At 32.6% G+C, this 14,173-nt stretch carries 13 protein-coding genes; 3 read left to right on the top strand and 10 right to left on the bottom strand.

All coding sequences use genetic code 11. The annotated features are described in order from the left end of the window. Window position 1 precedes the first annotated feature (1 nt). The 7 genes from IW20_RS06460 to IW20_RS06430 all read right to left on the bottom strand — a co-directional run bounded on the left by IW20_RS06460 (window position 2) and on the right by IW20_RS06430 (window position 7,103). A complete protein-coding gene (locus IW20_RS06460; RefSeq protein WP_035620065.1) occupies window positions 2-904 on the bottom strand; it encodes an NADPH-dependent FMN reductase family protein in 903 nt (300 codons plus the stop codon). Between the two features lie 160 nt (window positions 905-1,064). Next, window positions 1,065-1,946 (bottom strand): LpxL/LpxP family acyltransferase, encoded by an 882-nt coding sequence (locus IW20_RS06455; RefSeq protein WP_035620063.1) that lies wholly within the window; start codon window positions 1,944-1,946, stop codon window positions 1,065-1,067. Further along, window positions 1,946-2,200: an acyl carrier protein gene (locus tag IW20_RS06450; RefSeq protein ID WP_035620058.1), complete on the bottom strand. Its 255-nt coding sequence runs from the start codon at window positions 2,198-2,200 to the stop codon at window positions 1,946-1,948. The genes IW20_RS06455 and IW20_RS06450 overlap by 1 nt, the downstream gene beginning before the upstream one ends. After that, window positions 2,193-3,428, bottom strand: a complete 1,236-nt coding sequence (locus tag IW20_RS06445; RefSeq protein ID WP_035620055.1) for a beta-ketoacyl-[acyl-carrier-protein] synthase family protein — start codon at window positions 3,426-3,428, stop codon at window positions 2,193-2,195. Before IW20_RS06445 ends, IW20_RS06450 begins: the two co-directional genes overlap by 8 nt. A gap of 21 nt (window positions 3,429-3,449) precedes the next feature. Next, complete coding sequence (fabG, locus tag IW20_RS06440) at window positions 3,450-4,181, bottom strand: 3-oxoacyl-ACP reductase FabG (RefSeq protein ID WP_035620052.1); 732 nt, start codon at window positions 4,179-4,181, stop codon at window positions 3,450-3,452. Between the two features lie 130 nt (window positions 4,182-4,311). Beyond that, window positions 4,312-5,544: a WG repeat-containing protein gene (locus tag IW20_RS06435; protein ID WP_035620051.1), complete on the bottom strand. Its 1,233-nt coding sequence runs from the start codon at window positions 5,542-5,544 to the stop codon at window positions 4,312-4,314. Between the two features lie 38 nt (window positions 5,545-5,582). Next, a complete protein-coding gene (locus IW20_RS06430; RefSeq protein ID WP_035620050.1) occupies window positions 5,583-7,103 on the bottom strand; it encodes an HAL/PAL/TAL family ammonia-lyase in 1,521 nt (506 codons plus the stop codon). Between the two features lie 101 nt (window positions 7,104-7,204). Between IW20_RS06430 and IW20_RS06425 the strand changes: the two genes are divergently transcribed. Next, window positions 7,205-8,467 (top strand): NAD(P)/FAD-dependent oxidoreductase, encoded by a 1,263-nt coding sequence (locus tag IW20_RS06425; RefSeq protein ID WP_035620048.1) that lies wholly within the window; start codon window positions 7,205-7,207, stop codon window positions 8,465-8,467. A 29-nt stretch (window positions 8,468-8,496) separates the two neighbouring features. Here the strand turns inward: IW20_RS06425 and IW20_RS06420 are convergent, their stop codons facing one another. After that, window positions 8,497-10,182 carry a sodium/sugar symporter gene (locus IW20_RS06420; RefSeq protein ID WP_035620046.1) on the bottom strand — a complete coding sequence of 562 codons (1,686 nt, stop codon included), beginning with the start codon at window positions 10,180-10,182 and terminating at the stop codon, window positions 8,497-8,499. Window positions 10,183-10,246: 64 nt separating this feature from the next. Continuing rightward, entirely contained in the window at window positions 10,247-11,299 is a 1,053-nt protein-coding gene (locus tag IW20_RS06415; protein WP_051885606.1) for an aldose epimerase family protein, read from the bottom strand. A 102-nt stretch (window positions 11,300-11,401) separates the two neighbouring features. Here IW20_RS06415 and IW20_RS06410 point away from each other — a divergent pair, with 102 nt between their 5' ends. Together IW20_RS06410 and IW20_RS06405 are read left to right on the top strand one after the other, a co-directional pair. Beyond that, a complete protein-coding gene (locus tag IW20_RS06410; RefSeq protein WP_035620044.1) occupies window positions 11,402-12,400 on the top strand; it encodes a GntR family transcriptional regulator in 999 nt (332 codons plus the stop codon). A gap of 41 nt (window positions 12,401-12,441) precedes the next feature. Then, a complete protein-coding gene (locus IW20_RS06405) occupies window positions 12,442-12,906 on the top strand; it encodes an OsmC family protein (RefSeq protein WP_035620042.1) in 465 nt (154 codons plus the stop codon). A 62-nt stretch (window positions 12,907-12,968) separates the two neighbouring features. On the opposite strand, the gene IW20_RS06400 is transcribed toward IW20_RS06405, so the two are convergent. Beyond that, window positions 12,969-14,096: a serine hydrolase domain-containing protein gene (locus IW20_RS06400; RefSeq protein WP_035620040.1), complete on the bottom strand. Its 1,128-nt coding sequence runs from the start codon at window positions 14,094-14,096 to the stop codon at window positions 12,969-12,971. Window positions 14,097-14,173: the final 77 nt, after the last annotated feature.

The raw sequence follows: 14,173 nt of genomic DNA, 5'->3' as shown, positions 1-14,173 counted from the left end.
TCTAAACTCCTTGGTAATATTGAGTTTCTTTTTTTATTTTGTTTATTTTAATAGGATATGTAATAACGTGCAATATATACACTATTGGGGATATTAACCAAATTGCCAGGAATAAATAAACATTAAATACCTTAAGGAGTACTTTTCTGTTTTTATCATTTCTGGAGATTAGTCCTGACCATTTGGTGAAAATTTTATTGGCAGTTTTATCTACGGTTACTAAATACGAACTTATACGAACGGCTGAATTTGCGATAAGTTTAGGCTGTAAATCTTTTAAGTTATTTTCTTTTAAATTTGAAGCTATAATGTCTCCAAATTTTGAGGATTCCTGAATGTCTTTTTCAGATACTCCTGGTAAGGGAAAAATACCCAAATACTTCTTTTTAACTCCAGAGAACATCCACTCTACAATTGTAATCACACTAATTAAATTACCAACGCGATCTACTAAAGCTACGTTTCCGACCAAATTTGCATTGGCTTCTTTTAGTAAGACTTTAATTTTTTCCTGTGCCATAATCCACATATTTCTAGATCCGCTAATGGTTACAACAGGCGTATTATTTAAGATTTTATGTGCTTCTGGACTTTTTAAAAAGGAGTTAATAGGGATAGAAGGGGATAAATACCAAACCTGATAATTTAATAAAACTAAATCGAATTTTGTATTTAAGATTTCTTCCGGAACTGGTTTTAATGCGGTTGGGATTTGCCTAAATGACTCAGGAAAAGCATCAAAGAAAGAATCTTTATCCCAAGGAAAAGGGAAAGGTTTTTCTAATTGTATTTCATGAAACGTTACTTTAAACTCATCAGAATTCAAGAAAGGCTTGGCTATATTTCGAGCGATGCTTTCGAGTTGTCCAGATTGAGAGTAATAAATAAAAAGAACATTTTTCATTTTGGTTGTGGCTTTTGGTTATAGCAAAAGTAATTAATTTAGAAGAACTAATAGTTGTTATATGTTTCCTCTAAAGTAATGGTAGTACTATTAAATAGTATGAATTTTTAAAATGATACTAAAGTATAAAAAGCACAAGATAAATTTGTACTATTTTACTTTATTTTTTTAACTGACCCCAAAAATCAAAATAATTGAACCATTGCAACGGATACTTTTTAAGCATAGACTCAACGTTTTCTATATAAGCACTTAATAGTCCTTTTTCGTCACGATGTTTTACAACGGCTTCGCGAGCATATAAGTGATAATGCAAGTTTGGCTCTTTCATTACATACACAAAAACTACAGGAACTTTTAATCGGGAAGCAATTAAAAATGGTCCGGCAGGAAAATTAGCTTCTTGTCCTAGTAGTTTATCCGACAATGATTTTGTCCCTTCAAAATAGCGATCACCTGTAAAACAGATAAGTTCGTTTCTGCCTAGAGCGGCGTTAATTTCAAAAATATGAGACAAATCGTCTTTTATAATAATAAATTTGACAGTTGGTTTTTGGGTAACGCTTTCTAAATATTTTTTTATATTCGAATGTTCCAAGTCAGTAGTAACCAAATTGATTTGAAAATTGATGTCGATTTCTCCAAAGAAATGCTCCGCAATTTCAAAATTCCCAATGTGAGCACTAATTAAAACACCACCTTTTTGTTCGGCAAGGAGTTTTTTTAGCGTTTCGATTCCGTCAAATTCATAGGTAAATTGATCTCTCATTCCGGCAGAAATGGAGACTTTATCTATTATGGTTTGTCCAAAAGTATAGTAACTTTTGAAAACCATTTTTTTAGATTTAAAATAAGAGTATCCTAGTCTTTTATTAAAGTAATAAAAGATGGCGCGATTGCTTTTTTTTAGGAAAAGAAAATAATAGGAGGCTACAAAATACAAAAGGAGATAGGCAGATTTAACACCCGCTTTTTGTATTAAAAAAACGAATATTCTATATCCTAAAACAGTTCCTTTTGATTTGCCATCCCATTCACTCATTAAGCAGTTTTTGCTTTTAGTTTAGTCTCAATAAGATCATAAAAATTTTGAAAAGTAGCAATGCCAACGAAATCAACTTCAACTAATTTTACGCCAAAATTTGATTCAATAGATACTACCAAGTCTACATAATCTAAACTATCTAGTCCTAAAGTATCTTTTAAATTAGCGTTCGGTTCAATGTCATCATTATCAACTTCAAATTCATCAACCAAAAAACCATTAATCTTTTCTATTATCTCTTGCTTATTCATTATTCAATTTAAACTTTTTAACTACGAGTGCAGAATTTGTTCCTCCAAATCCGAAGGAATTGGACAAAAATATATCAATTTTTCTATTTAACGTAGTTTTAACTAAATTTAATTTAGCGGCAGCTTCGTCTGGATTTTCTAAATTGATGTTTGGAGCTATAAAATCATTTTGCATCATTAGTATAGAATAAATGACTTCACTTGCGCCTGCCATCCAGCATTCATGCCCTGTCATTGATTTTGTGGAGCTTACATAAGGATTGCTTTTTCCAAAGATTTCAAAGATTGCTTTGGCTTCATTTTCGTCTCCAACAGGAGTAGAGGTAGCATGTGCATTTATGTAGTCAATGTCCGACGCAATTAATTTTGCATCATCGAGCGCTCTTTGCATTGCTATGGCTGGACCTTCTACATTTGGAGTCGAAATATGTCCTCCATTTGATGAAAATCCGTAACCACCAATTTCGGCAATTATAGTTGCACCACGTTTTATCGCAGATTCATAACTTTCTAAGATTAAAGTTGCTCCTCCGCCACTTGGTACTAAACCATCACGATTAGAATCAAAAGGTCTTGACGCTTTGGTTGGGTCATCATCTTCAGAAGCAAAAACACCTAAACCATCAAAACTGCTCATTGCATATTTGTTGATCTCTTGTGCTCCGCCACAAATAACAGTATCTTGAAATCCGCTTTTTATTAAAAAATAAGCCAGGCCTATGGCGTGGGATCCACTTGCACAAGCAGCACTTATAGTTAAATTAATACCTCTTAATTTAAAGATTGTCGAAAGGTTCATGGTTACAGTAGAGTTCATCGATTTAAAAATCGCTCCAGAACCAATTAAAGCAGTATCTTTTTTTTCTCTAACAATATCGGTTGCATCGATAATAGCTTTAGAAACGCTATCGTTACCATACATAATACCAACTTCGTTATCATCAAAAAATGAATCGTCGATTCCAGCATTTTTTAATGCTTCGATAGTAGCCATGTAAGCATATTCGGTTTCTTCACCTATGCTCATGCGCTGTCTTCTAGTTAATAAACTTTTTAAATCTGGTTTCGGAACCATGCCTGTTAAGGCCGATTGAAAACCAAATTCTTTTCTCTCTGCATCAAATTGTATTCCTGATTTTCCATTGTACAAGGATTCCTTTACTTCGTTTAATGAAGTTCCGATACATGAGTAAATTCCCATTCCTGTAATTACAACTCTCCTATTCATCTTCTTTTTTATAGTAATTTTTTAAGAATATATTCCGCCGTTTATGTTTATAACTTCACCAGTTATATAACTTGATTTATTTGAAATCAAAAAGCTTACCAAATTTGCAACTTCTTCGGCTTCGCCAAAACGATTAACAGGAATTAATTTTAATAATTCCTTTTCGTCTAGTTGACTTGTCATATCGGTTTTTATAAATCCAGGAGCAACGGCATTTACGGTAATATTTCTTTTGGCTACTTCTTGAGCCAATGCTTTAGTGGCTGCTACAATTGCACCTTTTGCAGCAGAATAGTTGGTTTGGCCAGGAGTACCTTTTACTCCCGAAACTGAAACCATATTAACAATACGTCCGTATTTATTACGAAGCATTTTTTGAATAAAAAATTGAGTGACATTAAAAAAACCACCCACACTTGTGTTCATAACTCCGTTCCAGTCATCTTGCGTCATCCACATAAACAAGCCATCTTTTGTAATTCCGGCGTTGTTTACAATTGCTTCAACAATTGCTTCAGGATTTGCATCTTGCCATTTGGTTAATACGTTTTGAACTTCTTCAAAATTAGAAACATCAAATTGTATAATCTCAGCAGTTGCGCCTAATTTTACTACTTCTTCAAGTGTTTGTTCAGCAGCAGTTTTGTTTGAATGATAGTTAATCAGAATGTGGTAATCTGTATCTACAGCTAATTTTTTACAAATAGCACTCCCAATTCCTCGTGAACCACCAGTTACTAATGCACATTTCATATATGTAAATTTTGTTTTTTATAGGTCATATATGGTATCGTCTTTTTATTTATTGGTTTTGTTGACACAATTTTTATTCGTGACGATTTCATATATGTAAATTTTACTTTTTATAGGTCAGTTTGTGTTATCACTTTTTTTTCTTTACTGATTTTGTAACAGGTTTTGTTTCTGACTTTGTAGTCGTTTTTGTTTCTGTTTTAGGCTTATCAGTAGCGATTTCATTTATTGTGTTTTTTTCTTTTGTTTGCGAAAATAGTTCTGCGTTTTCAAACCATTGGTTGCTTAATACAGTTCCGTCAGGTTTAAGAAACCCCCATTTTCCTTCATTTTTTACTCTTGCTAAACCATCAATAAATCCTTTGTCTTGTTGTACAAATAGAGCAATTACGAATCCGTTTGCGGTTATACCATATTGAGTTGGAATTACTAATTTTCCTGTTTCATTAATAAAACCCCAGTTCTTTTCTTTTACAGGAGCTAATCCGTTTGTGCTAAAAACTTCGGCATCGCTATAAGTTGGCGGAATAACAAAATCTGCCTTAGGATTAATATACCCCCATTTAGACCCAATACAAACCGGAGCCAGGTTTTTAGAAAAAGCTTTAGCTTTATCATATATAGGTAGAATTGCCCAATTTCCTTTTAAGTCAATGAATCCGATTTTTCCATCTTTTCTGGCATAAGTCAAATCTTGAGATTCGAAATCCCAAATTTTATCAGCACCTTCTACAGGAATAAATTTTCCGCCAGTTACTAACCCAAAAACTTTGTCTTTCTTTGCCCAAGCTGCATTTTTATTATAATTACCAATTTCGGCATAAGCTGGTTCTATAATTTCTTTTCCAGCGGTATTTATAATTCCCCAGTTTTTATTGTTTTCTATTCTTGCAAAACCATTTTCAAAAGGCTTTATAACATCATATTTTGGTTCTAAAACAATTGCCATTTTTGAATTGATTAATCCAATTTTGTTTCCTTGTTTTATAAAAGCTACACCATCTCCAAAATCATATAATTTATCTGAAGGTGGAGCGATTTGAACTTCTCCTTTGGTATTGATGTAAACCCATTTTTTATCTTTAGATACAATACAGATACCGCTATTAAAATCTTTTACATTATCAAAAGTTGCAGGGATTGCCCAGTCTCCTTTAGTATCTATGAATCCCCATTTTCCATTTTCTTCTACAGCAGCTAAACCATCAAAAAAGCTTTTGGCGTTTTTATATTTAGGTTCAATACGAAACGTTCCATCTTTGGTAAGATATCCAAATTTTCCGTTTTTTCTAACTAATGCCAGTTCTTGACTATTAACAAATTGAATGCTGCACAGCAATAAAAAAATAAGCGTTTTTTTCATGATTTTAAGATTCAAGATTAATAATGTAAAATAAAATATTAATTATTTATCAGGTAGTCTTTCACTTTCTGAACAAAAGGATACATAACCTGATCTTCTTTAAATTTAGGTATAATTGCTCTAATATCGTCATATATTTTTTTGGTCACAGACGAGATTTGGTCTTTTTGCTCTAAGTAATCAATTGCCTGAACAATAGTAATCAATTCTATAGCCAAAACTTCAAATGAATTTTCTATAACTTTTGCAGTAATAACGGCAGCATTTGTTCCCATGCTTACAATGTCTTGATTGTCATTGTTGTTCGGAATACTGTGTACATACATTGGGTTAGACAGCATTTGGCTTTCGGCAGTTGTTGAGGTTGCAGTAAATTGAACCCCTTGCATTCCGAAATTAAATCCTAATGTTCCAAGATTCACAAACGGAGGAAGGATTTCGTTAATTTTAGAATTTAATAAATAATTCAATTGGCGTTCAGCAAGCATTGTAAGTTTGGTAATAACAATTTTTAGCTTGTCCATTTCTAATGAAATGTAATCACCATGAAAGTTACCACCATGATATACATGTTTGTTTTTTACATCTATAATAGGATTATCATTTGCCGAGTTAAACTCATCTTCTAGAATTGAACCAACATTATTGATAGTTTCTAAGATAGGACCTAAAATTTGTGGTACACATCTTAAAGAATAATATTCTTGTACTTTTTCTTTAAAAATTTCTTCAGTGTTATCGCCAGTATATAAATGATCTTCTCTTTTGCGGATTAAAGTACTGTCAGAAAGATTTTGTCTCATTCTTGCAGCTACTTCTCGTTGTCCTTTATGACGTTTTGTTTGGTTTAATTCTTCCGAAAAATGGTCGTCATATGTTTGTACAATTTCATTAATTGCACATGAAAATTTTAAAGACCAATCTAATAATTTGTTAGCATGATGTACATTTACAACACCTATTCCTGTCATTACCGAAGTTCCGTTTATAAGCGCAAGTCCTTCTCTTATTTCTACTTGTATTGGAGTTAGGTTCTCGATTTCAAAAACTTCTTTTGTAGGTCTTCTTTCTCCTTTGTAAAAAACTTCACCTTCACCTATTAATGTTAGTGCCAAATGAGATAATTGAACCAAATCGCCACTTGCTCCAACTCCTCCATGTTCAAAAATTAATGGAGTAATATCTTTATTTATGAACTCTTTCATTAAATGAATTACTGACGGATGTACTCCAGAATTCCCTAAAGAAAGTGTATTTAGTCTAGCTAAAATTGCCGCTTTTACACATGCAGCATTTAATGGTTTACCAGTTCCAGAAGAATGGCTTCTTATTAAATTGTATTGTAATTGAATCTGATCTTCGTTCTTGATACGGTATTGTGCCATAGGCCCAAATCCTGTATTTACGCCATATATTATTTTGTTTCCTGAAAATTCCTTTAAGAAATCGAAGCTTTCATTTACCCGATCCAAGACAACTTTACTTATGTCGATTTTAGTATTTCCAAAGATTATGGATTCAAATTCTTTTAAACTTAAATATTCGCCAATTGTGTTCATTTAACCCTTTTTGATTATGCTAAATTAATTTTATTTATTAAAATAAATGTAGTTATTTTGATGATGGCAAATGTAAGGCAATAATTAATAACAATTCGTATATGTTACAGGAGTTTGTAGATGTTTTAATAATAGGAGCGGGACCCTCTGGATGCGTATCGGCGGCATATTTATGTAAGAATAATTGCAAAATAAAAGTGGTTGAGAAAACTAAATTTCCTAGAATTGTTGTTGGAGAAAGTTTGATACCACGTGTTATGGATCATTTTGCCGAAGCCGAATTGTTTGATAGCCTTAATGCAATGAATTTTGAGAAGAAATTAGGAGCACGATTTATAAGAGGAAATGAAATTTGTGTTTTTGATTTTTCTAATAAGTTTTCTGAAGGTTGGGATTGGACTTGGCAAGTGCCCAGAGCCGATTTTGATAATACGATGGCTCAGGAATTAATTCGCAAAGGAATTGATTTAGAATTTGAGTCGGAAGTTCTTGAAGTTTCTTTTGAAGGTAGCAACTCAAAAACAATTGTAAAAGATGCTAACGGAAATTTAAAAGAAATTCACGCTAAATTTATTATAGATTCTAGCGGATATGGTAGAGTTTTACCAAGACTTTTAGATTTAGATAAACCATCTGCTTTAGATCCGCATTCTTCTATTTTTACACATGTAAAAGATATTAACAGACCAGAAGGAGAAGAAGGAACATTGATTTCTTTTGATGTTCTTGAAACCGAAGTTTGGTTATGGGTAATTCCTTTTTCTAACGGAAATACAAGTTTAGGAGTTGTAGGGCCAACAGATTTTATAAATTCCCTTTCGGAGAATAAAGACAATGCCGAAGCTTTAAAAAATGCAATTCAGCTTTCAGATTATTATATAAAAAGGTTTCAGGGAACGGAGTTTTTATTCGAGCCTATAAAGTTAGAAAACTATTCGCGCTCAGTTAAGAAAATGTATGGTGATGGTTTTGCCTTAACGGGAAATAGTACCGAATTTTTGGATCCGGTATTTTCATCAGGAGTTGCTTTTGCTACCGAATCGGGTATGCTTGCAGCAAAATTATATTTGAAACAATCGCAAGGGATTCCTGTAGATTGGGAAGTAGAGTTTACGGAATATATGAAACGCGGTATTAACGTTTTTACCACTTACGTGAAAGAATGGTATACGGGTAACTTGCAAACATTATTTTTTCATCAGCCAGAAAATCCAGATGTAAAACGTAAAATATGTGCTGTACTTGCCGGATATGTTTGGGACGAGGAAAACCCATTTGTAAAGAAACATGATAATGTAATTAAAAATATGGCTTACTTATTAAATATGGAAAGCAAGAAAAAACAAAACCCTAGTGCAAACTAGGGTTTTTTTATTGATTAAGTTTAAGTGTATTACCAGAACTTTACATATAAAGAGGCGATTATCAATAAAGTAATTACGATTAATACAGTTGTTTGTGGTTTTAACTTAAACATTGTAGTGTCTAATTCGAATGCTTTCGGGTTTACTTTTGGACCTGCAAAACTTATAAGAACCATTGCAAGTGTAGTAAAGCAGAAAGATAATCCCATACAAATATGAAACGGAATTTCATAGGCTCCTTTTCCGTTTGGATAAGCAGTATATAACAATGTGTCATTACCAAATAGCATTGGAGCATATTCATTAAATAATATAGATAATACAAATCCTAAAATTACACCAACAATAGCCGCAGCTCCAGTTGTTCTTTTCCAGAACATACCAAGAATAAACATAGCAAAAACTCCGGGGCTAATAAAACCAGTATATTTTTGGATATAGGTAAACCCACCAACACCGCCAATACCTAAAATATCATTCCAAGTAAATAAAACAGCCAGAAGCATTGCAGCAAAAACGGCAATTCGACCAATGTTTACTTGTTGCTTTTCGCCAGCTTCTTTTTGGATGTATTTTTTATGAATATCTAGTGTATAAATAGTCGAGATGCTATTTACTTTCCCAGCCAGCGAAGCCACGATTGCAGCGGTTAATGCTGCTACCGAAAGTCCTTTTAATCCAGTTGGTAAAAAGGTTAGTACCGCAGAATATGCTCCATCTTTTCCGCCAACAAGTTGAGGTAAATGTCCGTTTTGGTATAAAACATAAGCAGCAATACCTGGTAACATAACTATTAGAGGCATTAATAATTTTAAGAAACCTGCAAATAAAATTCCTGTACGAGCAGTTTGTAAATCGGCGCCCAAGGCTCTTTGAGTAATGTATTGGTTACAACCCCAATAATTAAGATTGATAATCCAGATACCAGCAACATAAGATAATAAACCAGGAAAAGTTAAGTACTTATCTATTTCTAGTTGTGAAGAAGTTGCTGTTGGTTTTGGGATAATCATTTTAAAATGTTCCGGAGCTTCCTGCATTAAAACTTTAAAACCTGCAATTGCATTTTGACCCACACCAAAATATTGCCCTACGGTTGTTAAAGCAATATAAGAAGTTACTAATCCGCCTATGATTAATACGGCAACTTGGATAACATCGGTATAAGCAACAACCTTCATTCCTCCCAACGAAATTATAAGAGCAAAAAGTGCCAATCCTACCATAATAACATGAAGGTATTCTCCTCCCGCCAATCCGTTTATAGCAACAGCTCCTAAGTATAAAATAGAAGTAAGGTTTACAAAAACATATAAAAACAACCAAAAAACTGCCATGATCAAAGCAGTTGATTCGTTATAACGTGTTTTTAAAAACTGAGGCATGGTGTATATCTTATTTTTAAGATAAACAGGAATAAACCATACGGCCACAATTATTAAGGTAATGGCAGCAACCCATTCGTAAGCAGCAACTGCAATTCCTAAAAAGAAGCCTTCGCCACTCATTCCGATAAATTGTTCTGCCGAAATATTAGACGCAATTAATGAAGCTCCAATTGCCCACCAGGTTAGATTTCCCTCGGCAAGGAAATAAGCTTTGGCATCTTTTTCGTCTTTTTTACGTTTGCGATATATAGTATAACCGTAGGTAGATACTACGATAAAGTAAATTATAAAAACCGCATAATCTGCGAGGGCAAGGTTTTGGTTCATGGTTAATTGTGTTTAAGGAGGAAGTTAATATAAAGTATTTCGTGGTTATAGTTATTGGTTTTTTTTAAATGCACTGAAATTTATAGACAGTTTTATGATGGTATTTATCTTCTTTTTTTAGTACTGAATTAGGAAAACGAGATTGATTAGGCGCATCGGGATAGTTTTGAGCTTCGAAACAAATGCCGCTTAAAGCATGATAAGTAACGTTTTCTTTTCCTTTTATTTCGGTAGAACAATTACCACCTACAAAAACATGTACACTTGGCTGATCTGTATAAACCGTCATTCGTAATCTGCTTGTTGGGCTGTAAAGTGCAGCGGCGATATCGTTTTTAGTTTCTATTATAAATGAATTATCAATAATAGGAGGGCAGTTTGCAGGAGTTCTAAAATCGAAAGGATGGTTTAAAAGATTTAAAATATTTCCTGTTGGGATATTCTCTGAGGATGTTTCTAATATTTTATCTGAGTTTACAATCATTTCTTGGTCAGTAACACTAGAACCATGTCCGTTAAGATTAAAATAACTGTGATTCGTTAAGTTTATAATTGTATCCTGTGTCGTAGTAGCATTATATTCTAATTGTAGCTCATTGTCATCAGTTAGCGTATAGGTTAGGCTTACAGATAAATCTCCGGGATAATTTTCTTCATTTGCCGGACTTAAAAGAGTCATTGTTATGGATGAATTTTCACCATTGATAATTGTCTCAACTTCCCATTTTTTTTGAGAAAAGCCAATAATTCCGCCATGTATAGAATGATTATTATTGTTTTTGTTTAAAAGATATGTTTTATCATTTAAGGTAAAAGTTCCGTTATTTATTCTGCCAGCATAGCGTCCTATTGTAGCGCCAAAATAAGGTGCGTCAGATAAAGAGTAGGATTTTAAATATTTCTCTAAAGTATCAAAACCCAAAACAACATCTATAAGTTCTCCACTCTCGAGAGGTACTATTAGCGAAGTAATTGTTGCACCATAATCAATAATAGTAGCTTGCATGCCATTTTTATTGGTTAATTTATAAGAGTGTATAGCTTCATTGTTGGGTAATATCCCCAAGAATTCTTTTGTGTTTATATCTGTTAAATGTGATTTGTGTTTTATTTTCATTATTTTTTTGTGAAAAATGAAATTCAAAAATATATATATTATTAACGTAATCCATACCAGCACCTACCAGTTTTTTGTATATTGCATCAAATCTTAATCTTTATGAATATAATTTCTATCCAAAATAATCTAGGAATTCCTAAATACAAACAGATTATAGCTTCAATTGAAAGTAGCATTAATAAGAAATACTTAAAGAAAGGCGACAGATTGCCGTCGGTAAATAAAGTGTGTTTGGCTTTTTCATTATCAAGAGATACTGTTTTGCAGGCTTATGATGAATTAAAAAAGAGAGGTATTATTTATGCCATCCCAGGAAAGGGATATTATATTAAAAGTGTTGAAATCACAATCAAAGAGCGAGTTTTTTTACTTTTTGATGAGCTTAATAATTTTAAGGAAGATATCTATATTTCCTTTTTAAGAAATATTGGAGAAGAAGTACAGGTTGATATCTTTTTTTATTATTTCAATACAAAAGTCTTTAAGAAACTAATAAATGATAATAACGGGGCATATACTAAATATATAATTATGCCAACCGATTTAGCAGATGCGGCTTCGTGTATAAATACCCTACCAGTAAATGAAGTTTATATTTTGGATCAGACTAGTGAAGCCTTAAAAGCGTATCCATCAGTTTGTCAGAATTTTCCAAAAGACATTTATGATGCATTAGTTAAGGGAAAACCTAAGCTAGATAAGTACAGCAAATTAATTATGATTTTTCCTGGATTTAGAGAACCGTTAGGGATGAAAATTGGATTTCTGAATTTTTGTAATGATTTTTCATTTGATAATGAAGTGATAACTGAGTTTAGAGAAAGAGAAATTAAAGTAGGAGAGGTATATATTATTCCTAACGATAGAGATTTGGTTCGGGTTATAGAAAAAGCCAAACGTCAGGATTTAAAATTAGGTCAGGATTTCGGAATTATCTCTTACAACGAAACACCATTAAAAAAAGTGGTAGAAAATGGAATAACAACTATTTCGACAAACTTTGAAGAAATGGGAAAAATTATGGCAAAGATGGTTTTGTCTGGAAAAAAACAAAACATCGAAAACAAATCTTCATTGATAATGCGTAACTCATTATAATCGGAAACTTCGAGATTACATTTTTAAATAATAAAAAAAGTATGGGATTTAAACATTTATTTAAAGCAGAAGCTAAATGGTCATTACATAAAAATGAGAAAGGTTTTGTTTCTAAAAATCATAAAATAATAATTGAAGGCAAGCCAGTTTTGAATGTCTCGGCTGCAAAAGCTTTTAAAGGTGATCCAGAATTATATAATCCAGAAGACATGCTGTTGAGCAGTCTGGTTTCTTGCCACATGATGTCATACCTTTATGTTTGTGGACAAAACGGAATTGAAGTTTTGAGTTATTCTGATAACGCCGAAGCAACGCTAGAAGTAGATTTCGACGGAAGCGGACGTTTTACTGAAGCTCGATTAAATCCTAAAGTTACAATTGCTAATCCTGATAAAATTCAATTGGCACTAGATTTGCACAAAAAAGCAAATCAATTATGCTTTATAGCCAATTCATGTAATTTCCCGATTTTGCATAATCCAACTTGCGAAATCCTCAACGTATAAGAGATATAAAAAACTTAAAGCTTTCCCCAAAAAATGCTAAGGAGAAAATTTGTTTAATAAAATTAAGATTTTAAAATTTCATTAGATAGGGTAATTAGTTCATTTTGTGTGCCTTGATCGGCTTCATTAGAAAGTAAAATAATGCCTGAATTTAAATCAGGATAAAATACTATATAACTACTAAATCCTAAACTACCGCCTGTATGTGAAATGCTCCTGCCGTTATTTGTTTTTTTTACTTTCCAGTTAAGAGCAATAGCACCATCTTCGATTTTTCCAAAAGTTGGTTCGTGACTCAGCTTTACAATACTATTTTTTTCGTTTAGCTGAAATGTCATATACTTTAACATGTCCGAAGTTGAAGAAGCTATACTTGCCGCAACTCGTAAATCTTCCCAATCAATAATCGGCATAACGCGTCCTTTACCATCATAACCTTTTGCCATTTTTGCTGGAGTTTTTCCAGTTTTTAGTAAGAATGTGTTTTTCATTTTGAGAGGATCTACAAAATACATTTTTAAGAGGTTTTCATAGGAGTCATTGTAAACCTCTTCCATAATATAGCCAAGTAATTGAGCGGCGGTATTACAATGGCGGGAAACGGTTCCGGGTATTGTCTGTAGTTTTACATTATGAAGATCTCGGTAAAAATCTTGTCGGCTATATTTTTTGTGAACAGAATCTAAGATATAGGGTATGTCGTCAGGATTTGCCTTTCCAAAAAGATCTTTATCTGGCATCCAATTGGGTAATCCAGATGTGAGATTAGCCAGATTAAGTAAGGTAATAGGTGTTCCGTTATTGTCTAAATTAGGATAATCTTCTTTAAGATACTTACGTATATCATCGTTTAGTTTTACCTTGTTTTCGATAACTGCTTTTGCGAGCAAAGTCGATGCAAATGTTTTTGTAATAGATGCAAGTTCATAAACTGTATTACTAGTTGGTAATTCTAATTTTTCCTTTTGAGTAGAGCCATAATTATAGATGTATTGTTTTCCGTTCTTAATAATACCTATTGAGATACCAACTCTGGAGTTGTTTTTCATAAACACCAAAACGGATTGATCTACTAATGAATCTAATGTAGTTTTTAGCTTGTTATCTGTGGGGATTTTTATTTTATTTATTTGAGCAGAACAGATTAAAGGATACGTTAGAAAAATTAAAAAGAGGAATATTTTTTTCATAAAGCTTTCCGGTTTTTAAATAAAGACGTTACGGCAATTAAAATGTTACACTATTTATAATAATAGAAACCTAGATT

The organism is Flavobacterium hydatis (genome assembly GCF_000737695.1).
Classification (GTDB): domain Bacteria; phylum Bacteroidota; class Bacteroidia; order Flavobacteriales; family Flavobacteriaceae; genus Flavobacterium; species Flavobacterium hydatis.
This window is presented reverse-complemented; position numbering and strand designations above follow the sequence as displayed.